The sequence below is a fragment of the Streptomyces sp. NBC_01233 genome (assembly GCF_035989305.1).
Taxonomy (GTDB): Bacteria; Actinomycetota; Actinomycetes; order Streptomycetales; family Streptomycetaceae; genus Streptomyces.
The window spans coordinates 6,406,693-6,433,349 of record NZ_CP108514.1; the positions used below are offsets into that span (position 1 = coordinate 6,406,693).

At 71.8% G+C, this 26,657-nt stretch carries 17 protein-coding genes and 1 pseudogene; 9 read left to right on the forward strand and 9 right to left on the reverse strand.

Annotated elements, in window-relative coordinates:
• Positions 1-194: 194 nt before the first annotated feature.
• From OG332_RS30710 to OG332_RS30720, 3 genes are all read left to right on the forward strand, one after another.
• Positions 195-833: a DUF6230 family protein gene (locus OG332_RS30710; protein WP_327416505.1), complete on the forward strand. Its 639-nt coding sequence runs from the start codon at positions 195-197 to the stop codon at positions 831-833.
• A gap of 107 nt (positions 834-940) precedes the next feature.
• Entirely contained in the window at positions 941-1,516 is a 576-nt protein-coding gene (locus tag OG332_RS30715; protein WP_327416506.1) for a DUF6114 domain-containing protein, read from the forward strand.
• Complete coding sequence (locus tag OG332_RS30720; RefSeq protein WP_327416507.1) at positions 1,506-2,777, forward strand: hypothetical protein; 1,272 nt, start codon at positions 1,506-1,508, stop codon at positions 2,775-2,777. The genes OG332_RS30715 and OG332_RS30720 overlap by 11 nt, the downstream gene beginning before the upstream one ends.
• 147 nt (positions 2,778-2,924) lie before the next feature.
• Here the strand turns inward: OG332_RS30720 and pyk are convergent, their stop codons facing one another.
• The 3 genes from pyk to pta all read right to left on the reverse strand — a co-directional run bounded on the left by pyk (position 2,925) and on the right by pta (position 7,781).
• Positions 2,925-4,355: a pyruvate kinase gene (pyk, locus tag OG332_RS30725; protein ID WP_327416508.1), complete on the reverse strand. Its 1,431-nt coding sequence runs from the start codon at positions 4,353-4,355 to the stop codon at positions 2,925-2,927.
• Positions 4,356-4,416: 61 nt separating this feature from the next.
• Complete coding sequence (locus OG332_RS30730; RefSeq protein ID WP_327416509.1) at positions 4,417-5,631, reverse strand: acetate kinase; 1,215 nt, start codon at positions 5,629-5,631, stop codon at positions 4,417-4,419.
• Between the two features lie 59 nt (positions 5,632-5,690).
• Complete coding sequence (pta, locus tag OG332_RS30735; protein ID WP_327416510.1) at positions 5,691-7,781, reverse strand: phosphate acetyltransferase; 2,091 nt, start codon at positions 7,779-7,781, stop codon at positions 5,691-5,693.
• 224 nt (positions 7,782-8,005) lie between these two features.
• Here pta and OG332_RS30740 point away from each other — a divergent pair, with 224 nt between their 5' ends.
• Entirely contained in the window at positions 8,006-9,031 is a 1,026-nt protein-coding gene (locus OG332_RS30740; protein ID WP_327416511.1) for an ATP-dependent 6-phosphofructokinase, read from the forward strand.
• A gap of 272 nt (positions 9,032-9,303) precedes the next feature.
• Positions 9,304-11,322 (forward strand): hypothetical protein, encoded by a 2,019-nt coding sequence (locus OG332_RS30745; RefSeq protein WP_327416512.1) that lies wholly within the window; start codon positions 9,304-9,306, stop codon positions 11,320-11,322.
• 27 nt (positions 11,323-11,349) lie between these two features.
• Here OG332_RS30745 and OG332_RS30750 read toward each other — a convergent pair whose 3' ends face one another.
• The gene (locus OG332_RS30750; protein ID WP_442816384.1) at positions 11,350-11,973 is read right to left on the reverse strand and encodes a helix-turn-helix domain-containing protein; all 624 of its coding nucleotides are present in this window, start codon (positions 11,971-11,973) and stop codon (positions 11,350-11,352) included.
• A gap of 267 nt (positions 11,974-12,240) precedes the next feature.
• Between OG332_RS30750 and OG332_RS30755 the strand changes: the two are divergent.
• Together OG332_RS30755 and OG332_RS30760 are read left to right on the forward strand one after the other, a co-directional pair.
• A pseudogene (locus tag OG332_RS30755) lies at positions 12,241-12,667 on the forward strand (MerR family transcriptional regulator).
• A gap of 27 nt (positions 12,668-12,694) precedes the next feature.
• On the forward strand, positions 12,695-13,045 hold the full coding sequence (locus OG332_RS30760) for a thioredoxin family protein (RefSeq protein WP_327416514.1): 351 nt from the start codon (positions 12,695-12,697) through the stop codon (positions 13,043-13,045).
• On the opposite strand, the gene glgB is transcribed toward OG332_RS30760, so the two are convergent.
• The 4 genes from glgB to OG332_RS30780 all read right to left on the reverse strand — a co-directional run bounded on the left by glgB (position 13,035) and on the right by OG332_RS30780 (position 20,634).
• A complete protein-coding gene (gene glgB / locus OG332_RS30765; RefSeq protein WP_327416515.1) occupies positions 13,035-15,326 on the reverse strand; it encodes a 1,4-alpha-glucan branching enzyme in 2,292 nt (763 codons plus the stop codon). The two genes, OG332_RS30760 and glgB, sit on opposite strands and share 11 nt — an antisense overlap.
• Positions 15,323-16,768, reverse strand: a complete 1,446-nt coding sequence (locus OG332_RS30770) for a maltokinase N-terminal cap-like domain-containing protein (RefSeq protein WP_327416516.1) — start codon at positions 16,766-16,768, stop codon at positions 15,323-15,325. The genes glgB and OG332_RS30770 overlap by 4 nt, the downstream gene beginning before the upstream one ends.
• Before the next feature lie 156 nt (positions 16,769-16,924).
• Positions 16,925-18,643: a maltose alpha-D-glucosyltransferase gene (gene treS / locus OG332_RS30775; RefSeq protein ID WP_327416517.1), complete on the reverse strand. Its 1,719-nt coding sequence runs from the start codon at positions 18,641-18,643 to the stop codon at positions 16,925-16,927.
• Positions 18,640-20,634 carry an alpha-1,4-glucan--maltose-1-phosphate maltosyltransferase gene (locus OG332_RS30780; protein WP_327416518.1) on the reverse strand — a complete coding sequence of 665 codons (1,995 nt, stop codon included), beginning with the start codon at positions 20,632-20,634 and terminating at the stop codon, positions 18,640-18,642. Before OG332_RS30780 ends, treS begins: the two co-directional genes overlap by 4 nt.
• A 638-nt stretch (positions 20,635-21,272) precedes the next feature.
• On the opposite strand from OG332_RS30780, the gene glgP reads away from it, so the two are divergent.
• Entirely contained in the window at positions 21,273-23,909 is a 2,637-nt protein-coding gene (glgP, locus tag OG332_RS30785; RefSeq protein ID WP_327419429.1) for an alpha-glucan family phosphorylase, read from the forward strand.
• Positions 23,910-23,928: 19 nt separating this feature from the next.
• On the opposite strand, the gene OG332_RS30790 is transcribed toward glgP, so the two are convergent.
• Complete coding sequence (locus OG332_RS30790; RefSeq protein ID WP_442816233.1) at positions 23,929-24,939, reverse strand: Lrp/AsnC family transcriptional regulator; 1,011 nt, start codon at positions 24,937-24,939, stop codon at positions 23,929-23,931.
• Between the two features lie 145 nt (positions 24,940-25,084).
• Here OG332_RS30790 and OG332_RS30795 point away from each other — a divergent pair, with 145 nt between their 5' ends.
• Positions 25,085-26,647, forward strand: coding sequence for an MFS transporter (locus OG332_RS30795; protein WP_327416519.1), 1,563 nt, complete (start codon positions 25,085-25,087; stop codon positions 26,645-26,647).
• Positions 26,648-26,657: the final 10 nt, after the last annotated feature.

The window sequence follows — 26,657 nt, forward strand, 5'->3', positions numbered from 1 at the left end:
CCGGCGGGGCCTGTCCTCCAGGTTGCGCGAACGCGTGGCCCAGTGGTTGTCGCTCGGGGGTGATCGCCGGTGTTTCGGACGTGGCACAGCCGCGGCCCGGCCGCCTGCGCTCCTTCCCGAGGACGTAGCACTTCTCCCATCCCAGGACGGGCACGGCCCGGACCGGAGATGTACGTCCGAGAAGGAGGAACGAAATGAGTTCTCAGGTTCGTGGCGGGACCAGATGGAAGCGCTTCGCGCTCGTCATGGTGCCGAGCATCGCGGCCACGGCCGCGGTCGGTGTGGGTCTGGCGCAGGGTGCCCTCGCGGCGTCCTTCAGCGTCTCCGGCCAGGACTTCAAGGTCTCGGCCGACAAGCTCGACGGTGACAACCTCATTCAGTACGGCGGTATCGCCGAGGGGCATGACCTCAAGGGCAACGCGCAGCACCACCCGGTCACCATCTCCGGGTTCAGCCACGCCGAGATCACCAACATGTGCCAGTCACTGGTGACCCCGACGCCGCTGGGCAACATCACGCTGCAGCTGCGCACCGGCCACAAGGGCAAGCCGGCCGTCGCCGACAACATCTACCTGGATGTTGCCGAGCTCGACACCGACGCCGAGTTCAAGAACCTGGACATCGGCGTCGCCGTCGGCGACGCGAGCCACAAGACCAAGCCGCAGGCCGGCACGGTCGCCAGCCCGTACGCGTTCTCGCAGCGCGCCGACAAGGCGATCCTGACGAACGTGCGCCAGAAGGCGTGGGCGACGACGGCGGGAACCTTCAAGCTTCCCGACCTGAAGCTGCGCCTGCTCGGCGGCGACCAGCCGTGCTACCAGGACGCGAACTGATCCGTCCAGGCGAGTGACCGGAGGGGCGGTCGGCGGCGCACGTCGCCGCCCGCCCGTCCGGGCTCCACCGAGTTTTCCGTACCACCGTTTCCAGGGAGCTGTTGTCCATGAACCCCCAGGCCCCCGTTTACGTTCGCGCTGAAGACGACGCCTGGCTCACCGTGGCGTGGTATCACTTCCACGCCTGGCGCGGGCGCCGTCCCTTCTGGGCCGGGCTGTTCACGTTCGTCAGCGGCTTCCCCATCGCGTACTTCCCGTACGCGGACCTCCGGCTCGGCAACCTCAGCCTCGCGATGGCCACCACCGGCGGCGCCGGGGCGCTGATCATCGGTGTACTGCTGATCACGCTGGGCCTGGCTCTCTGGTTCCAGCAGGCCATCCGGGTCTTCGCCGGCGTCGCCTCGATCCTGCTGGCCCTGGTCTCGCTGCCGGTGTCCAACCTCGGCGGCTTCGGGCTGGGCTTCGTACCCGCCCTGATCGGCGGCGCGCTCGCGCTGGCCTGGGTCCCCGGGCAGCCGGCGGACGAGGAGCCGGTCGGGCAGCGTCAGGGCGCGCTGGACATGGGCAAGGCGGAGGCGATGGCGGGCCCCCAGGGCTTCCCGGGACAGCGCGAAACGGAAACGCCGGCACACGCGAGCGAGACGACTGCCCACGCCGATGGCGGGAGGAACAGTGCGGGGTGACGAGACGCAGCGGGGCCTGGCCCCAGGCGCAGAGTCCCGTGAGAGCAAGGGGCCGCGCCACGCGGCACCCAGGAAGTCGCTGCTGAACAAGATCCAGATACCCGTCGGCAAGACGATGGCGCTCGCGGCGATGCCGACGGCCGTGTTCGTCGGGATGGGCATGGCGCCGAAGCTGGCCGTGGCCGACGACAAGGAGATCCCCTTCGCGCCCGGGCCGTGCGTCACGCGGTCCGACGAACCCGCGGAGACCGAGTCGAAGTCGCCGTCCCCGACGCCGTCGACGACGCCTTCGCCGAGCGCCTCGCCCAGTGCGACGCCCTCGCCGTCCGCGTCCGCAGCAGCGAAGCCCAAGCCGACGACGAGCGCCTCGCCGTCGGCGACCACGCCCCCGGCGAAGCAGGAGGCGGCCCCGGCCGCCACCCCGACGCCGACCAAGAGCACGAACCCGCTGGACCCGCTGGGTGTCGGCGACGCGCTCAAGGGCCTCTTCGACGAGCTCGGCCGGCCCCTCAAGGACGGCCAGGCGACACCCACCCCGACGCCCACCCCCACGCCGTCCACGACCGCCAAGCCGACCCCGGACCCGGCCGCGGACGCGATCCGCGACGCGGCGAAGCAGGCGGGCGTCGACGTCTCGGAGCTGTCCGACGAGGTCAAGGACACCGCGAAGACCCCGAAGGACGAGACGGGCAAGGCGGGCGAGCGGGAGAACAAGGACAAGGACGAGGACGAGGCCAAGCCCGAGGAGTCGAAGGACCCGGACGGGAAGGAACCCTTCCCCTGCCCGACCCACGACGCCAAGGCGCTGGCCGACGCCGAGCTGGAGCAGGGCATCCCGCTCCTGCCGGACGAGCCCTGGTACCTCGACAGCTCGCTGCTGACCCTCTACGGCCTGGACTACCACGGCATCGTCGAGGTGAAGACCGGCAGCGGCAAGATCAAGAAGGTCCTGAAGTTCACCGCGGACTCGCTGGACATCAAGGACCTGTACCAGACGGTCGGCAAGGACGGGAACGTCGCCCACCTGAAGTCGCGTCCGGGCTCCACGTCCAAGATCCGCGGCGGCACGGTGACGATGTACACCGAGAGCCTCAAGGGGAACCTGTTCGGACTGATCCCGATCGAGTTCACCCCGAACAGCCCGCCGCCCCTGAACGTCCCCTTCGCGTTCTTCACGGACGTCAAGGTCGTCCAGGCCGGCCAGTTCGGCGGCACCCTGACCGTCCCGGGCCTGAAGAACTACATCGGACCGCCGGAGTAGTCCCGTACGGCAGCGGTCACCTGGAACACACCGAGGGCGGCACCCCGGATCCCGATCGGATCCGCGGTGCCGCCCTCGGTCTCTGTGCGGCAGAGTTCAGGCTTCAGGCGGTGCGGTGAAGGAACCTCCCAGCGGTGGCCGGGGGACTCAGTCGCGGGCGCCGCCGCCCAGGTGGTGGACCCGGACCATGTTGGTCGTGCCCGGGACACCGGGGGGCGAGCCGGCGGTGATGATCACGGTGTCACCCTCGTTGTAGCGGCCGAGCTTGAGCAGCTCGCCGTCCACCAGGTCGACCATCGCGTCGGTGTTGTCCACGTGCGGGACGACGTACGACTCGACGCCCCAGCTCAGCGAGAGCTGGTTGCGGGTGTTGACGTCCGTGGTGAAGGCCAGGATCGGCTGCGTGGAGCGGTAGCGCGACAGGCGGCGGGCGGTGTCCCCGGACTGGGTGAAGGCGATGAGGGCCTTCCCGTCGAGGAACTCCGCGATCTCGCAGGCCGCGCGGGCGACGGCGCCGCCCTGGGTACGGGGCTTCTTGCCCGGGACCAGCGGCTGCAGGCCCTTGGCGAGGAGCTCCTCCTCGGCCGCCGTGACGATCTTCGACATCGTCTTGACGGTCTCGATCGGGTAGGCGCCCACCGAGGACTCGGCGGACAGCATGACCGCGTCCGCGCCGTCGAGGATCGCGTTGGCGACGTCGGAGGCCTCCGCGCGGGTCGGGCGGGAGTTGGTGATCATCGACTCCATCATCTGGGTCGCGACGATCACCGGCTTGGCGTTGCGGCGGCACATCTCGATGAGCCGCTTCTGGACCATCGGGACCTTCTCGAGCGGGTACTCGACGGCCAGGTCGCCACGGGCCACCATGACCGCGTCGAAGGCGTCGACCACGGCCGCCATGTTCTCGACGGCCTGCGGCTTCTCCACCTTGGCGATGACGGGGACCCGGCGTCCCTCCTCGTCCATCACCTTGTGGACGTCCTTGACGTCGTTGGCGTCGCGGACGAAGGACAGGGCGACCATGTCGCAGCCCATCCGCAGGGCGAAGCGGAGGTCGTCGACGTCCTTCTCCGACAGGGCGGGGACGTTCACGGCGGCACCCGGCAGGTTGATGCCCTTGTGGTCCGAGATGACACCGCCCTCGATGACGATGGTCTTGACCCGGGGGCCCTCGACCTCGGTCACCCGGAGCTCGACGTTGCCGTCGTTGATCAGGATCTGGTCACTCTTGGCGACGTCGCCCGGGAGACCCTTGTAGGTGGTGCCGCAGATGGACTTGTCACCCGGGACGTCCTCGGTGGTGATGGTGAACTCGTCACCGCGCACCAGCTCGACGGGACCCTCGGCGAAGGTCTCCAGACGGATCTTCGGGCCCTGGAGGTCGGCGAGGACGCCAACGGCGCGCCCGGTGTCCTCGGAGACCTGCCGGACGCGGTCGTACCGCTCCTGGTGTTCTGCCTGGGATCCGTGGCTGAAGTTGAATCGGGCCACGTTCATACCTGCCTCGATGAGCGCTTTCAGCTGCTCATACGAGTCGACGGCGGGGCCCAGCGTGCAGACGATTTTGGAACGGCGCATGACTGGATCCTATCGGTTTGTTTCGTAGCGGAATATTCCGACTGGTGGAAAGTCCAAGTGACTATCGAGTAACCAGCGCATACGCCTGGGTGGCGATCTCCAGTTCCTCATCCGTCGGGACCACCGCCACGGCCACCCGGGCGTACTCCGCCGAGACCAGCCGCGGCTCGCCGGAGCGCACGGCATTGGCCTGCAGGTCCAGCGCCAGGCCCAGCTCGGCCAGGCCGTCCAGCGCGGCCTCGCGGACCTGGTGGGCGTTCTCGCCGACCCCGGCGGTGAACGCCACCGCGTCCACCCGCCCCAGGACCGCCGAGTAGGCGCCGATGTACTTCTTCAGCCGGTGGACGTACGCGGCGAAGGCGAGGCTCGCCGCCTCGTCGCCCTCGCCCGCCCGCCGGAGCACCTCGCGCATGTCGTTGTCGCCGCACATGCCCAGCAGACCGCTCTTCTTGTTCAGGAGCGAATCGATCTCATCCACCGAGAGGCCACCCACCCGCGCCAGGTGGAAGACGACCGCCGGATCGAGATCGCCCGAACGGGTCCCCATGACCAGCCCCTCCAGCGGGGTCAGGCCCATGGACGTCTCCACACACACCCCGCCCCGCACCGCGGAGGCGGAGGCGCCGTTGCCCAGGTGCAGCACGATCACGTTCACGTCCTCCACCGGCCTGCCGAGCAGCGCGGCCGTCGCCCGGGAGACGTAGGCGTGGGAGGTTCCGTGGAAGCCGTACCGCCGGATGGAGTACGCGTCGGCCGTCGCGGCGTCGATCGCGTACCGCGCCACGTACTCCGGCATCGTCGAGTGGAAGGCGGTGTCGAAGACGGCCACCTGCGGGATGTCCGCGCGCAGGGAGCGCGCCACCTCGATGCCCGTCACGTTCGCCGGGTTGTGCAGCGGTGCCAGCGGGATCAGGTTCCGGATCTCCGCCAGCACCTCGTCGTCGATCACGGTCGGCTCGGTGAACTTCGTCCCGCCGTGCACCACCCGGTGCCCCACCGCCGCCAGTTCTTCCGAGTCCAGGCCCGTCCCGTCGGCGGCGAGCTCCGCGGCCACGGCCTTCAGCGCGGCCTCGTGGTCCGCGATCGGGCCGAGCTGCTCGCGCTTGCCGCCGGCGGCGCCCGGGCCGGTCAGCGGCTCGTGCACCAGCCGCGAGGTCTCCTCGCCGATCCGCTCCACCAGACCGACCGCGAGCCGGGACCGGTCCGCCATGTCGAGGAGCTGGTACTTGACCGACGAGGAGCCGGAGTTGAGGACGAGTACGCGCGATGCGGTCACGATGGAGGTCTTTCCTTGTCTCGGGCGGTGGGGAGGGGAGGGGAGGGGAGGGGAGGGGATCAGGCGGTGGCCGCGGGCGACGGCGCGCCCTGCGCCTGGATCGCGGTGATGGCCACGGTGGTGACGATGTCCTGCACGAGCGCGCCGCGCGAGAGGTCGTTGACCGGCTTGCGCAGACCCTGGAGCACCGGGCCGACCGCCACCGCGCCCGCCGAACGCTGCACGGCCTTGTACGTGTTGTTGCCGGTGTTGAGGTCGGGGAAGATCAGCACCGTCGCGCGGCCGGCCACCTCCGACCCGGGGAGCTTGGTCGCGGCGACCGAGGGCTCCACGGCCGCGTCGTACTGGATCGGGCCCTCGATCTGCAGGTCGGGACGCTGCTGGCGGACGAGCTCGGTGGCCTTGCGGACCTTGTCCACGTCCGCGCCCGAACCGGAGGTGCCGGTCGAGTACGAGAGCATCGCGATCCGCGGCTCGACGCCGAAGGCGGCGGCGGTGGCGGCCGACTGGACGGCGATGTCGGCGAGCTGCTCGGCGTTCGGGTCCGGATTGACGGCGCAGTCGCCGTAGACGAGGACCCGGTCGGCCAGGCACATGAAGAAGACCGAGGAGACGATCGACGCCTCCGGCTTGGTCTTGATGATCTCGAAGGCCGGGCGGATGGTCGCCGCGGTGGAGTGCACCGAGCCGGAGACCATGCCGTCGGCCAGGCCCCGCTGGACCATCAGCGTGCCGAAGTAATTGACGTCGGTGACCACGTCGTTGGCGAGCTCGATGGTCATGCCCTTGTGGGCGCGGACCTCGGCGTAGTACTCGGAGAAGCCCGCCCGCATCGGGGAGGTCGCCGGGTCGATGATCTGCGCGCCGGAGATGTCGATGCCGAGGTCGCCGGCCTTCTTCAGGATCACCTGCTCGTCTCCGAGCAGGGTCAGGTCGCAGACGCCCCGGCGCAGCACCACGTCCGCGGCGCGCAGCACGCGCTCCTCGGTGCCCTCGGGCAGGACGACGCGGCGGCGTTCGGAGCGGGCCCGCTCCAGCAGCTCGTGCTCGAACATCATCGGGGTGACCCGCTCCGAGCGGGCCACCGAGAGCAGGTCGCGCAGCTCGCCGGTGTTCACGTGCCGCTCGAAGACGCCGAGCGCGGTCTCCAGCTTGCGCGGGGTCGCGGAGTTCAGCCGGCTCTGCAGCGAGAAGAGTTCGGCGGCGGTCGGGAAGCTGTTGCCGGCCACCGACACCACGGGCGTGCCCGGGGCCAGCTTCGAGGCGAGCGTCAGGACGTCCTTGCCCGGGCGCTCGTTCAGGGTGAGCAGCACACCGGCGATCGGCGGGGTGCCCGAGGTGTGCGCGGCCAGCGCCCCGATGACCAGGTCGGAGCGGTCGCCGGGGGTGACCACCAGGCATCCGGGGGTCAGGGCGTTCAGGAAGTTCGGCAGCATGGCGCCGCCGAAGACGAAGTCCAGGGCGTCGCGGGCCAGCCCGGCCTCGTCGCCGAGGAGCACCTCGCCGCCGAGCGCCCGGGTGATCTGGGCGACGGTCGGGGCGGAGAGCGACTTGTCGTCCGGCAGTACGTAGCAGGGCACGGGGAGCCGGGCGGCCAGCCGCTCGGCTATGAGGTCGCGGTCCTCCGCGGCCACCCGGTTGACGACCATCGCGACGACGTGGCAGCCCAGGGTTTCGTAGGCGCGGTAGGCGTTGCGGGCCTCGGCGCGCACCGCCTCGGCGTGGTGCTTGGTGCCGCCGACGACGGGGATGACGACCGCGCCCAGCTCGTTGGCGAGGCGGGCGTTGAGCGCCAGCTCGTCCGGGAGGTTGGTGTCCGCGTAGTCGGTGCCGAGGACGAGCATGACCTCGTAGTCGCGGGCCACCCGGTGGTAGCGGTCGACCAGCCCGGAGACGAGTTCGTCGGTGCCCTTCTCGGCCAGGATCGCCGAGGCCTCCTCGTAGTCCATCCCGAAGGCGGTCGCCGAGTCCTGGTCGATCCGGTAGCGGGCCTTCAGGAGCTCGAAGAGGAGGTCCGGTCCGTCGTGGAGCAACGGACGGTAGACGCCGACCCGGCCCGTCTGCCGGGTCAGGAGCTCCATGATCCCCAGCTCGACGACCTGGCGGCCGTCCCCCCGCTCGATACCGGTCACGTACACGCTGCGCGTCACGCCCGCACTCCGTCCCATGCTGTGGATGTCTGTTTGGTCTGGCTTGACCCCTTGACAATACCTCTGTCAATAGATAGGGCGCCCCCCGGGAAAGGGCCTGGCCAGGGGGGTCGAAAGGCCCGGAGGGGGGAGCGGCACAAGACGCGCGGCACCCCGAGCCCGTGGAACAATCGGACAGGCTTCACCATTACGCCCTTCATATGTACGGCAGGAGACACAGCACGATGCGTATCGGAGTTCTCACCGCAGGCGGCGACTGTCCGGGCCTCAACGCTGTCATCCGGTCGGTCGTACACCGCGCCCTGGTCGGGCACGGGGACGAGGTCATCGGTTTCGAGGACGGCTTCAAGGGCCTCCTCGACGGCCACTTCCGCCCCCTCGACATCAATGCCGTCAGCGGCATTCTCGCCCGCGGCGGCACGATCCTCGGCTCGGCGCGCATGGAGCGCTCCCGCCTGCACGAGGCCGCCGAGAACGCCCGGGAGCTGGCGACGCGCTACGGCATCGACGCCCTCATCCCGATCGGCGGCGAAGGCACCCTGACCGCCGCCCGGATGCTGTCGGACGCCGGGATGCCGGTCGTCGGCGTGCCGAAGACCATCGACAACGACATCTCCTCCACCGACCGCACCTTCGGCTTCGACACCGCCGTCATGGTCGCCACCGAGGCCATCGACCGCCTCAAGACCACCGCCGAATCGCACCAGCGCGTGATGGTCGTCGAGGTGATGGGCCGCCACGCGGGCTGGATCGCCCTGGAGTCCGGCATGGCCGGCGGCGCCCACGGCATCTGCCTGCCGGAGCGCCCCTTCGAGGTGGACGCCCTGGTGAAGATGGTGGAGGAACGATTCTCCCGCGGTAAGAAGTTCGCCGTCATCTGCGTCGCCGAGGGCGCCCACCCGGCCGAGGGTTCCATGCCGTACGAGAAGGGCGCGATCGACCAGTACGGTCACGAGCGCTTCGCCGGCATCGGCAACCGCCTCGCGATCGAGCTGGAGCACCGCCTCGGCAAGGAGGCCCGCCCCGTCATCCTCGGCCACGTCCAGCGCGGCGGTGTGCCCACCGCGTACGACCGCGTCCTGGCCACCCGCTTCGGCTGGCACGCCGTCGAGGCCGTCCACCGCGGCGACTTCGGCAACATGACCGCCCTGCGGGGCACCGACATCGTGATGGCCCCGCTCGCCTCCGCGACCACGGAGCTGAAGACGGTCCCCGAGGACCGCATGTACGAGGCGGAGTCCGTCTTCTGACCCGCCCGGCCGGTACCCGCGCCCCCGCCCGGCCGGTACCCGCGCCCCCGCCGGGCCGGTACCCGCGCCCCCGCCCGGCCGGTACCTCCGGCCCCGCTTTCCCGCCGGACGGCCCCGGAGACCAGTGCTCCGGGGCCGCTCCGCGCCCCGGACCCCGCTGGTTAAGATTCCGGCCGGGGGATAGGTCGGCCGAGTCGTGTGGACGGATCGGGCCTGCGTGTCCGGGCCCGTCCTCCGCTCGCACGCACTCGATGGAAAGGTGCCCCACTCCCGTGGCGACCAGCTCTGCCGTCCTGACCTCCGAACCGGTCGAGAACCGACCGGGACCCGGAGCCACCGGCCCCGCCGCACGACGCAGACCGTTCGTCCTCGCCGCGGCCCTCGCCGCGTCCTGGGCGGTGCCGCTGCTGCTCCACGCGGTCGCCCTCGACGTGGCGCTCCTCCCCGTCCTGGTCCTGACGATCGCCGCCCTGATCCGGGTGGGCGGAGGCCTGCTCGACCGCCTCGTGGTCGCGGCCTTCCTGCTCTGCGGCGCCGTGATGGGCTTCGGCCTGCTCTTCTCCGTCTGGCCGTGGGGCCTGGCCCCCGTGCCCGGGGCCGGCCTGCTGCTGACCATCGCCTCCGTCTCCGGCTGGCTGGCCCGCCGCAGGCCCCGCATCCCGCTGCGGCTGCGCGGCTCGGATGCGCTCATCGCCGGCACCGTGGCCGTGGTCTGGCACTACGTCCACCACCCGGTGGCCGGCAAGTCGGCCGCCGACCGGCTGGCCCACTTCGTCACGTCCGAGGACCGGATGGGGCACTTCTCGTACTTCACCGGCATCCGGCAGGTCGGCGGCTACGCCTTCCTCCACCAGGACGCCGCCCGGACGTACATGATGACCCCGTCCGAGGCGGTCTACCCGCAGGGCTCCCACTTCCTCCTGGCCTGGACCGACGCCCTGGTGACGTCCTCGGCCCAGGCGGGCTCCGCCCTCGCCATGACGAACCGGTACTTCCTCTACGTCCTGGCCGCCTACGCGCTGTTCTGCGGGGCGCTGGTCTGGGCCGCCCGCTGGATCGGCGGCCCGCGCCTGCGCGGCTGGCGCGCGGCCGCGGTCTGCTCCACCGTGGCCGCTCTGATGATGTCCGGATCGATGGCGCAGCTGATCGAGCGGGGCTTCGACTCCGAGACCATCGGCCTGCTGTTCCTGGCCGTCGCCCTGGCCCTGCTGGTGCGGCCCGCGACGGGCCGGACCGAGTTCGTCCTCGTCGCGGCGGCCGGGCTGATCGCCGTCACCTACGTCTACAACCTCTACGGCGCCCTCGTCGGCATCGCCCTGGCCGCGGTGCTGCTCGTCCACCGGCGCCGGTTCGCCGGCCGCTGGCTCCCGGTCCTCGCGGCACTGGCCGGCGCCACCCTGGTGGCGGGACTGCCCAGCGTCTTCTCCGTCCTCACGAAGCTGGACGTCGCCAAGACCTCGAACCTGGCCGGCCCGATGGTCATCCCCGACCGCCCGGTGTTCATCGGGCTCGGACTGCTGGCCCTGGTCGCGGCCACCCTCCCGGTGAACCGCCGGACCGGCACCGGACGGATGGTGCTGGCCCTCGTCCTCGGCGCGGCCGCCGTGATCGGCGTCTTCGGCGCCTGGCAGAAGCACACCATCGGCTACTACTCGTACTACTTCGAGAAGCTGACCGCCGCCGGGCTGGTGATCGCCCTGCTCTCGCTCGGTCTGATCGGGCTGATGCTGCCGCCCGCCGGCGGGACGACGGCCACCGCGCTGCGCCGCCGGGCGGACCTGCTGCTGCGCTCCGGCCTCGCGGCGGCGGCGGCGCTGGCGCTGTTCGGCGGCGTCCAGTGGGGCGTGCCCTCCGGCTGGGGCCACCCCTCGGCCTGGTACGAGAGCTCCATGCTCAAGTGGGCCCGGGGCGAGGCCGGGAGCAGCGACATCGGCCCGCCGGCCGCCGCCCTCACCGGGCGCGACCTGAAGGGGGTCACCTCGCCGGTGATCGCCCTGTACGGCAACGACGCCTACCTCAACCTGAGGTCGACCTTCCTCGCCCAGATCCTCACCCACCAGGCGGGCAACATGGTCGGGCTGTACGAGGTCTTCTACGTCAAGGTCGGCGGACCCGCGACGGTCGAGGAGACGGAGTACCAGGCCTCGCTGGGCCACCTGAAGACCGCGATCGCCTCGTGCCCGGCCCCGCCGACCGTCCTGGTGGGCGACCGGAAGACCGCCGACCGGCTCAGGAACGACCTGGCGGCCGCCGGCAGCGCGGCCACCGTGGTCCACGCGCCGCTGCCGTAGGGGGTGCTCCGGCAGCCCGGACGCGTCCTACGCCCTACCGCCCGCGAGCTGCCAGAACCGGTCCACGATCTCGACGAGGAACTCCCGGCCGGCGTCCCCGCTGCCGGCCTCGCCCTGGCCGCCGCCCCAGCTGAGCGTCGCCACCATCCGCGACTGGTAGTCGCCGTGCAGCTGCTCCAGCACCCATTCCAGGTTGGACTTGGGGATGGGCAGCAGCTTGCCCAGCGGCTTCACGTACGCCTGCCAGCGCGTGGTCACCGCACTGCGCAGCAGGTCGGCCAGCTCCTCCTGCTTGCCGGTCGCCGTCACGAACTGGGCCAGCGTCAGACCGAGCACCGTCGCGAGGGCGGCGGACTGCCGTTCGTTGCCCTTCCAGCGTCCGGTGTCCTCCATCTTCTGGTACGAGCTCGTCTCCAGGCCGATCCGCCGGGCCAGTTCGTCCGCGGCGAGCCCCCGGGCCATCCGGTGCTCCCGCAGGGTGACCGGCTCGGCGAGCAGCTCCCCGGGCGAACACCACAGGACGCCCGCGAGGGCGGTGAGCTCGACCGAAGAGGGTGATATCTCGCCACGCTCCCAGGCCATCACGGTCTCGGGCGCGACGACGAGTCCGTACTGGGCGCGCAGGCCGTAGGCGACATGTCCGGGAGCCATGCCCAGGGCCGCGCGCAGGCGACGCGCGGCGGGGGCATTGAAAGGTGGGCTGGAGTGCACACCGCACACCGTAGGAGTGGCCGGGCAATGGCGCCTACGGACCAAACAAACAAGCCCATACCTCGTAGGAAAGTCCTATGGAGATAAGGGCTTTCGTCGGGTTTTCGGGCGACTGTCCGGTAATCGGTCAGCTCGAAGATCCTTTGATGTGAGTACGGTTCCAGCCAATCCCCGCCGGCGCAAGAGTCGTCACACGCTCCACACAAGATGAACCGGACACCTCTTCCTTTCCCTCCCGTCCTTTGCCTTGACGTCGGCGTCAAGGACACCCGGACGCTGCGGTACTACGAGTCGCGGGGGCTGCTGCCCGCACGGCGGGCCGGCAACGGCTACCGGACCTACGACGAGGACGACCTGCGGCTGCTGAGCCAGATCCGCGTGCTCCAGGACTTCGGCTTCGAGCCGGAGGAGACCCGGCCCTTCGTGGACTGCCTGCGGGCCGGCCACCCGGCCGGGGACTCTCCCCCGGCTACCGCCGGGAGGTGCCCCCAGCCCCGCCTCGCTGGCCGTCCACCGGCGCAAGCTCGCCGAGCTGGACGGACTGATCGGCCAGCTGGCCGACGTACGGGAGCAGCTCACGCGGCAGCCGGCCGGTGCGGAGGCGGCCGTGCCGAAGTGCGAGATGACCGGATGACGGATAACGGATGAGAGGGGCGGGGACATGAAGGCTCACGGTGTGGCGCAAGTGACCGACGCGGATTTCGAGGCCGAGGTGATCGCGGAGCGCGGGCGGCCCGTCCTCCTGGAGTTCACGGCCGACTGGTGCGGCCCCTGCCGCCGGATCGCGCCCGTGCTGTCCGCGGTCGCCGCCGAGGAGGCCGACCGCCTCAAGGTCGTGCAGATCGACGCGGACAGCAACCCCGCCGCCGTCACGCGGTACGGGGTGCTGTCCCTGCCGACCCTGCTCCTCTTCCGTGACGGCGAGCCCGTGCAGCAGATCGTCGGAGCCCGGCCCAGGCGCCGCCTCCTCCGGGAACTGGAGGAGGCGCTGACGGCCGCCGCTAGGGCCTGAGCCAGACCGTCGCCAGGGGCGGGAGGGTCATGCGCAGGCTGGCCGGGCGGCCCTGCGCCGGCACCGGCTCCGCCCGCAGCGGCCGGGTGTGGTGGACGCCGCTGCCGCCGTAGACCTGCAGGTCGGTGTTGAGGACCTCCCGCCACAGCGGCACCTCCTCCGGCACGCCGATCCGGTAGCCGTGCCGGACCACGGGCGAGAAGTTCGACACCGCCAGGAGCTGCGAGCCGTCCTGTGCGTACCGCAGGAAGGCGAACACGTTGTCCTCCGCGGCGTCCGCCTCCACCCAGGCGAAGCCCTCCGGCACGGTGTCCCGCTCCCACAGGGCGGGCGCCGCCGTGTACGTGCGGTTCAGGTCGCGCACGAGGTTGCGTACGCCCCGGTGGTCGCCGGCCGCCGCGTAGGACTCGTCCAGCAGCCACCAGTCCGGCCCGTACACCTCCGACCACTCCGAGCCCTGGGCGAACTCCTGTCCCATGAACAGCAGTTGCTTGCCCGGGTGGGCCCACATGAAGCCCAGGTAGGCCCGGTGGGCCGCCCGCTTCTGCCACCAGTCCTCCCCGGGCATCTTGGACACCAGCGAGCCCTTGCCGTGCACCACCTCGTCGTGCGAGATCGGCAGCACGTAGTTCTCGCTGAAGGCGTAGATCATCCCGAAGGTCATGTCGTGGTGGTGGTACTTGCGGTGCACTGACTCCTTCGACATGTAGCGCAGGGTGTCGTGCATCCAGCCCATGTTCCACTTCAGGCCGAAGCCGAGCCCGCCGGAGTCCGTCGGGCGCGTCACGCCGTTCCAGGCCGTGGACTCCTCCGCGATCGTCACCACCCCCGGGCAGCGCCGGTACACGGTCGCGTTCATCTCCTGGAGCAGCGCCACCGCGTCCAGGTTCTCCCGCCCGCCGTGCTCGTTCGGCGCCCACTCGCCCTCACTGCGCGAGTAGTCGAGGTAGAGCATCGAGGCCACCGCGTCCACGCGCAGCCCGTCGACGTGGAACTCCTCGCACCAGTAAACGGCGTTGGCGACGAGGAAGTTGCGGACCTCCTTGCGGCCGTAGTCGAACTCCAGCGTCCCCCAGTCCGGGTGCGCGGCCCGGCGCGGGTCCTGGTGTTCGTACAGCGGCCGCCCGTCGAACTCGGCGAGGGCCCAGTCGTCGCGCGGGAAGTGCGCGGGCACCCAGTCGACGATCACCCCGATCCCGGCCCGGTGCAGGGCGTCCACGAGGAAGCGGAAGTCGTCCGGGGTCCCCATCCGCGAGGTCGGCGCGTAGAAGCCGGTGACCTGGTAGCCCCAGGAGCCGCCGAAGGGGTGCTCGGCGACCGGCATCATCTCCACGTGCGTGAAGCCCAGCTCCTTGACGTACGCGGGGAGCTGCTCGGCGAGCTGCCGGTACGAGAGCCCCGGCCGCCAGGACGCCAGGTGCAGCTCGTACACGGAGAAGGGGGCCTGGTGCGGGGGCTTTTCGCCGCGCCGCGCCATCCACTCCGCGTCCTGCCACACGTGGCCGGAGGCGGTGACCACCGAGGCGTTCGCCGGCGGGACCTCCGCGGACCGGGCCATCGGATCGGCGCGCAGGGTGTGGCTGCCGTCCGGGCGCGTGATGTCGTACTTGTAGAGCGCACCGGCGCCCACACCGGGAAGGAAGAGCTCCCACACGCCGCTCGCGCCGAGCGAGCGCATCGGGTAGGCGACGGAGTCCCAGTACGAGAAGTCCCCGGAGACCCGGACCCCCTGGGCGTTCGGCGCCCACACGGTGAACCGGGTCCCGGCGACGCCCTGGTGCTCCATCGGCTGGGCGCCGAGCGCAGTCCACAGCTGCTCGTGGCGGCCCTCGCCGATCAGGTGCAGGTCCAGCTCGCCGAGGGCGGGCAGGAACCGGTACGGGTCGTGGACCTCGATCTCGTCGCTGTCGTACGCCACCAGCAGCCGGTACTCCGGCACGCCGGTCAGTGGCAGCAGCCCGGAGAACAGCCCGTCGCCCTCGTCGAAGAGCTCGGCCCGCAGCCCCTTGGCGACGATGGTGACCGACTTGGCGTAGGGGCGCAGCACGCGGAAGGCCACCCCGCCCCGCGCGGTACGGGCACCCAGCACCCCGTGCGGATCGTGGTGGCGGCCCTCCAGCAGCCGGGCCCGTTCGTCACCGCCGAGTGCGGGCGCCGGCCGGACCCCGCGCGGAGGGGCGGCGGCGCGGCGGGCCCGGGGGGCGCGGGCCTTCTTCGCCGCCGCCGGGGCGGGTGCGGCTTCGTCGCGGACGGTCGGTGACGGCTGTCGTGCGGCGCTCACGCGAGCGGCCTCCTCGGGGGCTTGGGGCGGGGGTGCGGGGAGATGGAACCGGGGGCGGGCGGGGTCGGCGGCACGCGGTGCGCGGGTCGCGAGGGTTCCGAGAGCCGCCGGATCGCGGCCATCGGGACGTGCAGCCAGTCGGGGCGGTGCCGGGACTCGTAACGGGCCTCGTACACCGCCTTGTCGGTCTCGTACGCCCGCAGCAGCACGGGGTCCTCGCGGGGGTCCCGGCCGGTGGTGCGGGCGTATCCCTCGCAGAAGGCGGCCCGGCAGTCGTCCGCCCAGGCGGGGGCGAACGGCCGGTGCGAGCGGGCGGCGTAGTCGAAGGAGCGCAGTATCCCGGCGATGTCGCGCACCGCCGGTTCGGGACGGCGCCGGTCGGCCAGCGGCCGGGCCGGCTCGCCCTCGAAGTCGATCAACGACCAGCTGCCGTCGAGGGTGCGCAGGGTCTGACCCAGATGGAGGTCCCCGTGGATCCGCTGGGCGGGCACCCCCGCTCCCCGCGAGGCGGCCAGCGCGTCGAAGGCCCCCCGCAGCCCGGCCTCGTAGGGCCGCAGGGCGGGCACCTCCCGGGCGGTCGCGGCCAGCCGGGCGGTCATCCCGGCCGCCAGCCGGGCGGTCTGCTCCGGGCCGAGCGCGACGGTGGGCAGCGCGGAGGCGAGCGCGCTGTGCACCTCGGCGGTGGCCCGGCCGAGCGCGTGCGCCTCGGCGGTGAAGTCGGCCCCGGCGCCGAGCCGGCGCAGCGCGAGCTGCCAGCCGTCGTCGGAGCCGCGCAGGTACGGCTGGAGCACGCCCAGGGTCAGCGGCTCGCTCCCGGGCGGCTCGGCCTCGTACCAGGCGACGGGCGCCGGGACGCGGGCGCAGCCGGCCGCGGCCAGCGCCCGGGGCAGCTCCAGGTCCGGGTTGACCCCGGGGCCGACCCGGCGGAACACCTTCAGGATGAACGAATCTCCGTAGATCAGCGAAGAGTTGGTCTGCTCCCCGGAGAGCGGCCGGGGCACGAGCCCCGCCGGGATCGGCGTGGCCGGGTCCCGGTCGAAGCGCAGCGGGCCGAGTACCCCGGGGGAGCGCAGCCGCTCCAGCAGCATGGCCGCGAGCCGCGGGTCGCCCAGCGCCTCGTAGACCGCCCGGCCGGCGTACGGGCCGTCCTCGGCGTGGCCGATCAGGGTGGGCGCGAGCGCGGGCGGCAGGGACGGGCGGATGCCCAGCAGCAGTTGGTAGCAGTCCCCGTCGACGTCGAGGAGCAGGTGGAGCAGTCCGGGGGTGGAACCCGGCGGCAGCAGCTCGGCCGCCGAGACGGTCCTGAGCCTGCTGATGGTGCGGCCCTTGCCCGCGAACCAGCGCTGTGCGGGCAGCCAGGCCCTCAGCATCGGTTCCAGCGGGGTGATCCCGGCGGCCCGGTCGGCCGTCAGCCGGCTCCGGGCGGATGCAGCCTCCGACATGGCGTCGCGTCCTTTCCCCGGGCCGTCACAGAATGCGCAGAGTGTCCCGGATGCGCGGCAGTTGCTTCTCCGGCATGTGCGAGTGTCGGGTCAGGATGATCCGTACAGGGGCGGGCGATTGACCCATTCGAGTTGCCCGCCCCTTCGCCGGCCCCGTTACCCGTCGCGTTGTTCGCCGCGCTGTTCGGTCCGCAGCCGGAACCAGTAGAAGCCGTGGCCCGCCAGGGTCAGCAGGTACGGCCACTCACCGATCGGCGGGAAGCGCACGTCGCCCGTGAGCTCCACCGGGACCCGTCCGTTGAACGACCGCAGATCCAGCTCGGTGGGCTGCGCGAAGCGCGAGAAGTTGTGCACGCACAGCACCAGGTCGTCCCCGAGCTCGCGAAGGAACGCGAGCACCGCCGGGTTGGACGAGGCCAGTTCGGTGTACGAGCCGAGTCCGAAGGCCGGGTTGGCCTTGCGGATCTCGATCAGCCTGCGGGTCCAGTGCAGCAGTGAGGAGGGCGACGCCATGGCCGCCTCGACATTGGTGACCTGGTACCCGTAGACCGGGTCCATGATGACCGGCAGGTTCAGCCTGCCCGGATCGCAGGAGGAGAAACCGGCGTTGCGGTCCGGGGTCCACTGCATGGGGGTGCGGACGCCGTCGCGGTCGCCGAGCCAGATGTTGTCGCCCATGCCGATCTCGTCGCCGTAGTAGAGCACCGGCGAGCCCGGGAGGGACAGCAGCAGGGCCGTGAACAGCTCCATCTGGTTGCGGTCGTTGTCCAGGAGCGGGGCGAGGCGGCGCCGGATGCCGATGTTGGCCCGCATCCGCGGGTCCTTGGCGTACTCGGCGTACATGTAGTCGCGCTCTTCGTCCGTGACCATCTCGAGGGTGAGCTCGTCGTGGTTGCGCAGGAAGATGCCCCACTGGCAGCGGTCCGGGATCGCCGGTGTCTTGGCCAGGATTTCGGAGACCGGGTAGCGGGACTCTCTTCGTACGGCCATGAAGATGCGCGGCATGACGGGGAAGTGGAAGGCCATGTGGCATTCGTCCCCGCCCTTCGCGAAGTCGCCGAAGTAGTCGACGACGTCCTCGGGCCACTGGTTGGCCTCGGCGAGCAGCACGGTGTCCGGGTAGTGCGCGTCGATCTCCGCCCGGACCCGCTTGAGGAGCCGGTGGGTGCGGGGCAGGTTCTCGCAGTTGGTGCCCTCCTCGGCGAAGAGGTAGGGCACGGCGTCGAGGCGGAAGCCGTCGATGCCGAGGTCGAGCCAGAAGCGCAGGGCGGAGACGATCTCCTCCACGACGGCCGGGTTCTCGTAGTTGAGGTCCGGCTGGTGGGAGAAGAAGCGGTGCCAGTAGTACTGCTTGCGTACCGGGTCGTACGTCCAGTTGGAGGTCTCGGTGTCGACGAAGATGATGCGGGCGTCCTGGTACTGCTTGTCGTTGTCGGCCCACATGTAGTAGTCGCCGTACGGGCCGTCCGGGTCCTTGCGCGACTGCTGGAACCACTCGTGCTGGTCGCTGGTGTGGTTCATGACGAAGTCGATGATCACCCGCATGCCGCGGGTGTGCGCCGCGTCCACGAACTCCACGAAGTCGGCGAGGTCGCCGAACTCCGGCAGCACGGAGGTGTAGTCGGAGACGTCGTAGCCCCCGTCGCGCAGGGGCGAGGCGAAGAACGGCGGCAGCCAGAGGCAGTCGACGCCGAGCCACTGGAGGTAGTCCAGTTTGGCGGTGAGCCCCTTGAGGTCCCCGACGCCGTCGCCGTTGCTGTCGTGGAAGGAGCGGACGAGGACCTCGTAGAAGACGGCCCGCTTGAACCAGTCGGGATCGCGGTCCTTGGCGGGGGTGTCCTCGAAGGTGTCGTGGACGGGATCGTTGATCATCATGTGGTGGGTGACCCTCCGGTGGGCGGGGACGGTCGCAGAGCGGCCAGTACGTGCGCGGGCGTGCGGCCCGGCTCTAGGCGCACGTAGTTCGCCCTGCCCCAGTGATAGGTCTCGCCGGTGAGCTCGTCGCGCACCGCGAGGGACCCGTGCCAGTCGAGGCCGAGTACCGGCATGTCCAACGACACCGTCGCCTCCTGGGTGTGGTGCGGATCGAGGTTGACGACCACCAGTACGGAGTTGGCTCCGGCGTGCTTCGAATAGGCGATCACCTGTTCGTTGTCGGTCGAGTGGAAGTGGATGTCACGCAGCTGCTGGAGCGCGGGGTTGCGGCGGCGCAGCCGGTTCAGGGCGGTGATCAGCGGGGCGATGGTCCCGCCGTCGCGGTCGGCGGCCTCCCAGTCGCGGGGCCTGAACTCGTACTTCTCCGAGTTCAGGTACTCCTCGCTGCCGTGCCGCACCGGGGTGTTCTCGCAGAGCTCGTAGCCGGCGTACACCCCCCAGGTGGGGGAGAGGGTGGCGGCGAGGACGGCCCGTACCTCGAAGGCGGGGCGGCCGCCCTCCTGCAGGTACTCGTGGAGGATGTCCGGGGTGTTCACGAAGAAGTTCGGCCGCATCACGGAGGCCGAGGCGGTTCCGGACAGCTCGGTCAGGTACTCGGTCAGCTCGGCCTTGGTGTTGCGCCAGGTGAAGTACGTGTACGACTGCTGGAAGCCGACGGCGGCGAGCGCGCGCATCATGGCCGGACGGGTGAAGGCCTCCGCCAGGAAGATCACGTCGGGGTCCGACTTGTTGATGTCCGCGATCACCTTCTGCCAGAAGACGACCGGCTTGGTGTGCGGATTGTCGACCCGGAAGATGCGGACGCCGTGCTCCATCCAGTACCGCAGGATCCGGCACGTCTCCTTGACGATGCCGGCCATGTCGGTGTCGAAATGGATCGGATAGATGTCCTGGTACTTCTTCGGCGGGTTCTCGGCGTAGGCGATCGTCCCGTCGGCGCGGTGGTGGAACCACTCCGGGTGCTTCTCCACCCACGGGTGGTCGGGGGAGCACTGGAGGGCGAAGTCCAGCGCGATCTCCATGCGCAGCTCGCGGGCGCGCGCGACGAACGCGTCGAAGTCCTCGATCGTGCCGAGCTCCGGGTGGACCGCGTCGTGCCCGCCCTCGGTCGATCCGATGGCCCAGGGCACGCCCGGATCCCAACTCCCCGCGGACAGCGTGTTGTTCGGACCTTTGCGGTAGGTGCTGCCGATCGGGTGGATGGGCGGCAGGTAGACCACGTCGAAGCCCATCGCGGCGATCCCGGGCAGCCGCTCCGCGGCCGTCCGGAAGGTCCCGCTGACCGGAGCCTCGCCGGGCTCCAGCACCGCTCCCTCGGAGCGCGGGAACATCTCGTACCATGAGCCGAACAGGGCCCGCTTGCGCTCGACGAGGAGTGGCAGCGGCTTGGAGGCGGTGACGAGCTCCCGGTACGGGCGCTTGGCGAGCGCCGCGTCCACGGCGGGGTCGAGGGCGGCGGAGTGCCGCTCGGCGGCCGGCCGGTCCTCGTCGCGCATGATCTCGGCGGCGGCCAGTACGGCCTCGCGGCCGTCGCGCTTGGGAATCCGGGCCCCGGCCCGCTCGTAGAGCTCGGCGCCCTCCAGCAGCATCAGCCCGGTGTCGATGCCCGCCGGGATCTTGATCGCGGCGTGGGCCCGCCACGTGGCCACCGGGTCGCTCCACGCCTCGACCGTGTACGTCCACCTCCCCTCGGCCTCGGCGGAGACGCGGGCCCCCCACCGGTCGGTGCCGGGGGCGAGCTCGCGCAGCGGTACGGGGGGCCGCAGCCGCCCGCTCGGATCGCGCAGGACGATGTGTGCCGCAACGGCATCGTGTCCCTCGCGGAACACGGTGGCCGAGATCTCGAAGACCTCGTCCACGACCGCCTTGGCGGGTCTGGCGCCGCAGTCGACGGCGGGGCGGACGTCCAGCACGGGAATGCGACCGATCATGATGGGATCACCTGGGGGCAGTTCGCAGGGCTCGGTGACAACAGGCCAGTCGGTGTCACGACTGGTAGTGCACGCTCTGTTCGCTCTGTTTCTAGCCGCTCGGAAGACGGCTGGGCTGCGGGCATGGCCGCTCCTGTCCGCGTTCACTCGGGTGGCGGGGAGAGGGTTTGTGGGCGGGTGCCTCGTGCGTGTACGACGTGTACCCGGGGAGCCCTTCCCACTCTCGCCCAGCCCAATCCGCGCGCTCGGTTAACTACTCGTACGTAGTGGAACGGGCGATACCAAGCCCCGGATCGACATCCGTCGGGGCTCCGTCAAGTCGGCCGGGACTAGGTGACGTAGGGGCCGACACCACCCGTCCCACGGGTCCCTCGGGCACCTCACGGACCGCTCGAACGAGTGGTCAGGAGACGGGGTCCATCGCTCCGGGGAGCCCCGGCGAACAGCGTGCGCACGCCGTCGCGGCGGCCCGGCCGGACCCGGAGCCGTCGGCAGGGGGCGGGAGGCGGGGCCACCGGCCACCGCCGGAGGCGCCATGGCCGGAACAGGCGGGCCTCGCTAGCCTTCCCGGGGTGATGCGCGGGTGCACAGCGTGGTGCGACCGCCCCGATCCGCAATCCCCTGCGAAGGTGGAACGTGTGAAGGCTATCCGTCGATTCACCGTGCGCCCCGTCCTCCCGGAAACCCTGCTGCCGCTCACCGACCTCGCGCGCAATCTGCGCTGGTCGTGGCATGCCGAGACCCGCGAACTCTTCCAATCCGTCGACCCCGAGGGCTGGCTGGCCGCCGGCGGCGATCCCGTCCGGCTGCTCGGCGCCGTCTCCGCCGCCCGGCTCGCGGAACTGTCCGCAGACCGCCGCTTCCTGCGGCGCCTCGCCGTCGTCGCCGCAGACCTCGACGACTACGTCAACGGCGGGAGGTGGTACCAGAGCCAGGAGAACGGCGCGGAACTGCCCGCCGCCATCGCCTATTTCTCCCCCGAGTTCGGAATCACCGCCGCCCTGCCGCAGTACTCCGGCGGCCTCGGCATCCTCGCCGGGGACCACCTGAAGGCCGCCAGCGACCTCGGCGTCCCGCTCATCGGGGTGGGACTGCTGTACCGGCACGGCTATTTCCGCCAGTCGCTGTCCCGCGACGGCTGGCAGCAGGAGCACTATCCCGTACTGGATCCCAACGAACTCCCGCTCGGCCTGCTCCGCCAGGAGGACGGGACCCCCGCCCGGGTCTCCCTGACCCTGCCGGGCGCCCGGGCCCTGCACGCGCACATCTGGCAGGCCCGCGTCGGGCGGGTGCCGCTGCTGCTCCTGGACTCCGACGTCGAGGACAACGACGCCGCCGCCCGGGAGGTGACCGACCGGCTCTACGGCGGCGGCAGCGACCACCGGCTGCTCCAGGAGATGCTGCTGGGCATCGGCGGTGTCCGCGCCGTCCGGCTGTACTGCGGGCTCACCGGCCACCCCGCCCCCGAGGTCTTCCACACCAACGAGGGCCACGCCGGGTTCCTCGGGCTCGAACGCATAAGGGAACTGGAGCGGGAGCAGGGGCTCGGCTTCGACGCCGCCGTCGAGGCGGTGCGCGCCGGGACCGTGTTCACCACGCACACCCCCGTCCCGGCCGGGATCGACCGCTTCGAGCGGTCCCTGGTCACCCGGCACTTCGGGGACGGCGGGGAACTGGCCGGCGTACCGGTCGAGCGGATCCTGGAGCTCGGAGCCGAGACCTATCCCGGGGGTGACCCCGGGGTGTTCAACATGGCCGTGATGGGACTGCGGCTGGCCCAGCGGGCCAACGGGGTGTCCACCCTGCACGGCGCGGTCAGCCGGGAGATGTTCGCCGGCCTGTGGCCCGGCTTCGACCCGGCCGAACTGCCGATCACCTCCGTGACCAACGGGGTGCACGCCCCGACCTGGGTGGCCCCGGAGGTGGTCCGGCTCGGCGTCCGCCAGATCGGCGCGGGCCGCACCGAGGACGCCCTGTCGGTCGGCGGCTCCCACCGCTGGGACGCGGTCGCCGAGATCCCCGACCAGGACGTGTGGGACCTGCGGCGGGTGCTCCGGGAGCAGCTGGTGCAGGAGGTACGGGACCGGCTGCGGGCCTCGTGGCTCCAGCGCGGGGCCGCCGCCGCCGAGCTGGGCTGGGTGGACTCCGTACTCGACCCCGACGTGCTGACCATCGGCTTCGCCCGGCGCGTGCCCTCGTACAAGCGGCTGACGCTGATGCTGCGCGACCCGGACCGGCTGCGCAGGCTGCTGCTGGACCCGGACCGGCCGGTGCAGATCGTGGTCGCGGGCAAGGCGCATCCGGCCGACGACGGCGGGAAGCGGCTGGTGCAGGAACTGGTGCGGTTCGCGGACGACCCGAGGGTGCGGCACCGGATCGTCTTCCTGCCCGACTACGGCATGGCCATGGCGCAGAAGCTCTACCCGGGCTGCGACGTCTGGCTGAACAATCCGCTGCGGCCGCTGGAGGCGTGCGGGACGAGCGGGATGAAGGCCGCGCTGAACGGCTGCCTCAACCTGTCCGTGCTGGACGGCTGGTGGGACGAGTGGTTCGAGCCGGACTTCGGCTGGGCGATCCCGACCGCCGACGGACTCGGCGCGGACGAGGACCGGCGCGACCACCTGGAGGCGAGCGCCCTCTACGAGCTGATCGAGGGCCGGGTCGCACCCCGGTTCTACGACCGGGCCGGGCGCACCGGGCTCCCGGTGCGGTGGATCGAGATGGTCCGGCGCACGCTCGTCTCGCTGGGGCCGAAGCTGCTCGCGGGCCGGATGGTGCGCGAGTACGTGGAACGGCTGTACACGCCGGCCGCACTCGCCCACCGGACCCTGGACGCCGGGGCCGCGCGCGACCTCGCCTGGTGGAAGGGACGGGTCCGGGCGGCCTGGCCACGGGTCTCCGTCGAGCACGTGGAGGCGCTGGCCGCGGCTCCCGTGAACGGCACCGCCGAGCTCGGCGCCACCCTCACCCTCCGGGTTCAGGTGTCGCTGGACGCCCTCGCGCCCGAGGACGTGGAGGTGCAGGCCTTCGCAGGCCGCGTGGACGCGCAGGACGTGATCCGGGACGGGCGGACCTTCCCGCTCAAGCCGGCCGCGGGGCCCGACCTGGAAGGGCGCTGGGTGTACGAGGGCCCGCTCGCACTCGACCGTACGGGGCCCTTCGGCTACACGGTACGGATCCTGCCGGCGCACCCGCTGCTGGCGACCCCGGCCGAACTGGGCCTGGTCGCGTCCCCGGTGGACACGGACGCGGGAGGCGGCGTACTCCTGCGGTAGGACCCGCCGCGGTACCGGTTCAGGGGGCGGGCGGCGGATCCACCAGCCGCTCGCCCTCCACGAGCATCCCGGCCCGCTTGACGCTGCGCAGGGCCGGGATCACCTCCACCTGCCCCACCCCGTCCACCGCGCCGATCCGCTCGGTCAGGTACGTGTAGAGCGCGTCGGTGTCCCGGCACACGACCACCGCCATCAGGGAGGCCGCCCCGGTCACGGCCGCCGCGAACGGAACCTCGCGGTGGCTCGCCAGCGCGGCCCCCACCTGCGCGAGGCGGGCGGGCGGGACGGTCAGCACCACCGTCGCCTCCGCCTCGTAGCCGAAGAGCGTGGGGACGAACTCCACGTCGAAGAAGAGGGCCCCGAGCTCGCGCAGCCGCTCCAGCCTGCGGCGGGCGGTCGACTCCGACAGACCGGTGGCCCGGGCCAGTTCCGGATACCCGGCGCGGCCGTCCCGGCCCAGCACCGTGAGCAGCGCGAACTCCGTGTCGTCCAGGGCGTACCGCTCCGGCGCGGGCGGCGCGGGCGGCGCGGGCGGCCGCTCCAGGGCCGCGATCTGGTCGGGGCGCAGCACGTCCACGCCCGCCCACGCGTCGGGCCCGCCGAAGAACTTCCGCAGGATGGTGTGGGCACTGATGCCGGTCACCCGGCGGGTGCGCGGCAGCTTCTCCAGCAGCAGGGTGTCCCGGTCCTTGCGGGTACGGGCCCGGGTCATGCAGTGGACCTCCGTGCCGCCCGAGTTCAGGGTCACCCACGCGATGTCAGGGCGGCGGGCGAGCGCCCCGGCCACCGGGAGCGCGGCGTCCGGGGCGCACTGCACCCGCAGCCAGGACTCGAACAGCCCGACGCGGCTGCCCACCGGCAGCCCGACCACCCGGATCAGGCCGGTGGTCCGCAGCCGCCGGTAGCGGCGTACCACGGTCTGGTCGGAGACCTCCAGCACCTCGGCGAGCCGGCTGAAGGGGGCCCGGCCGTCGATCACGAGGGCCTGGACCAGGGACCGGTCGAGTGCGTCCAGCTCCGTGTCGCTCATGGTTTCCATCATGTCAGGGGCTCCCAGGACGGAAATCCGGCAGAAGCGGGCTGCTGGATGGGGTGCGGGAGCGGGGCGGTGGGACCTTGGGGTCACCGGGGATCCGCCCGCGCCTTCACCCCTCCGTCACCCGAGGAGAACTCCCATGCGCAAATGGCTGCCACTGACGGCCGTCTGCCTCGGGGCTTTCATGCTCCTGGTCGACGTCACGATCGTGACCGTCGCCCTGCCCGACATGGCCGCCGACATGGCTTCCGACCCTTCCTTCGGCGGCTTCTCCGGTCTCCAATGGGTCATGGACGTCTACGCCCTCGCGCTGGCCGCCCTGCTGCTGGGAGCGGGCTCACTGGCCGACCGGATCGGCCGCCGCCGCGTCTACCTCGGCGGACTCGGGCTCTTCGCCGCCGCCTCGCTCGCCTGCGGGCTGGCCGCCGGCCCGGCCGGGCTGATCGCCTTCCGCGCAGTCCAGGGCATCGGCGGAGCCGCCATGTTCGCCACCACCATGGCCCTGCTCAGCGCGGCCTACCAGGGCCGTGACCGCGGGGTGGCCTTCGGCGTCTGGGGCGCGGTCAACGGCGCCGCCGCCGCGGCCGGACCGATCATCGGCGGGCTGCTCACCGAGCAGTTCGGCTGGCGCTGGATCTTCTTCATCAACCTGCCCGTCTGCGCGCTGGCCGTGTACGTCACCCTCAAGGCGGTGGCCGAGTCCCGCGGCCCGAGCGCCGGGCGCCTCGACCTGCCCGGCATGGCCACCTTCACCACGGGTGCCGCGGCCCTCACCTACGCCGTGATCCGGGTGGGCGAGAACGGATGGAGCTCGCCCGCCACCCTCGGCCTGCTCGGCCTCGGCGTGGCCGCCTTCGGCGCCTTCGTCCTCGTCGAACTGCGCAGCACCCACCCGATGCTGGACCTCTCGCTGTTCCGCAGCCCCACCTTCGTCGCCGTCATGGCCGCCGGACTGCTGCTCTCGGGCGCCGCGTTCTCCTCCCTCATGTACGTCTCCCTCTGGCTGCAGTCCGCCGAGGGGATGAGCCCGGTCGGCGGGGGGCTGGTACTGCTGCCGCTGAGCGCGGCCGGCTTCGTCGTCGCCGCGGTGGCCGGGCGGCTGCTGCACGGGGTTCCGCCCCGGCTGACCATCGGCGGCGGGCTGCTGCTGATCGGCGTGGGCGCGCTGCTCCAGGCCTGGATGCTGGACGCCGGGGACGGCTGGAGCGCGCTGGTGCCGGGGCTGCTCGTGACCGGCGTGGGGGTGGGCGCCGCCACCCCGGCGCTCGCCGCCACGGCGATGGGGGCCGTGGCCCCGGCCCGGGCGGGCATGGCGGGCGGCGCCCTGAACACCGCGCGCCAGCTGGGCACCGCCCTCGGCATCGCCGTGCTCGGCGCCGTCTTCCACGCGGGGCTGCGCTCCGGGCTCGGTGAGGGCGGGCGGGGACTGGCGGAGCCGCTGGCCTCCGGCGGCGCCGGGCAGATACTTGCCGAGGCCCCGGCGGGCGCGGCCCGCGAGACGCTGGCCGGACTGGTGGAGGCGGCCTTCGCCAGCGGTCTGCGCGAGACGTTCCTGGCCTCGGCGGCGATGGGTCTGACCGGCGCTCTGGCGGTCTTCCTGCTGCTCCGCGGCGGGACCCCGGACGCCGCCGCCCGCATCCCGCGGGCCCGCACGAAGTCCGCGGTGCCTGCCGACGCGGCGGCGCCCCCCGCCCGGAGGTGAGGTCCTGGGG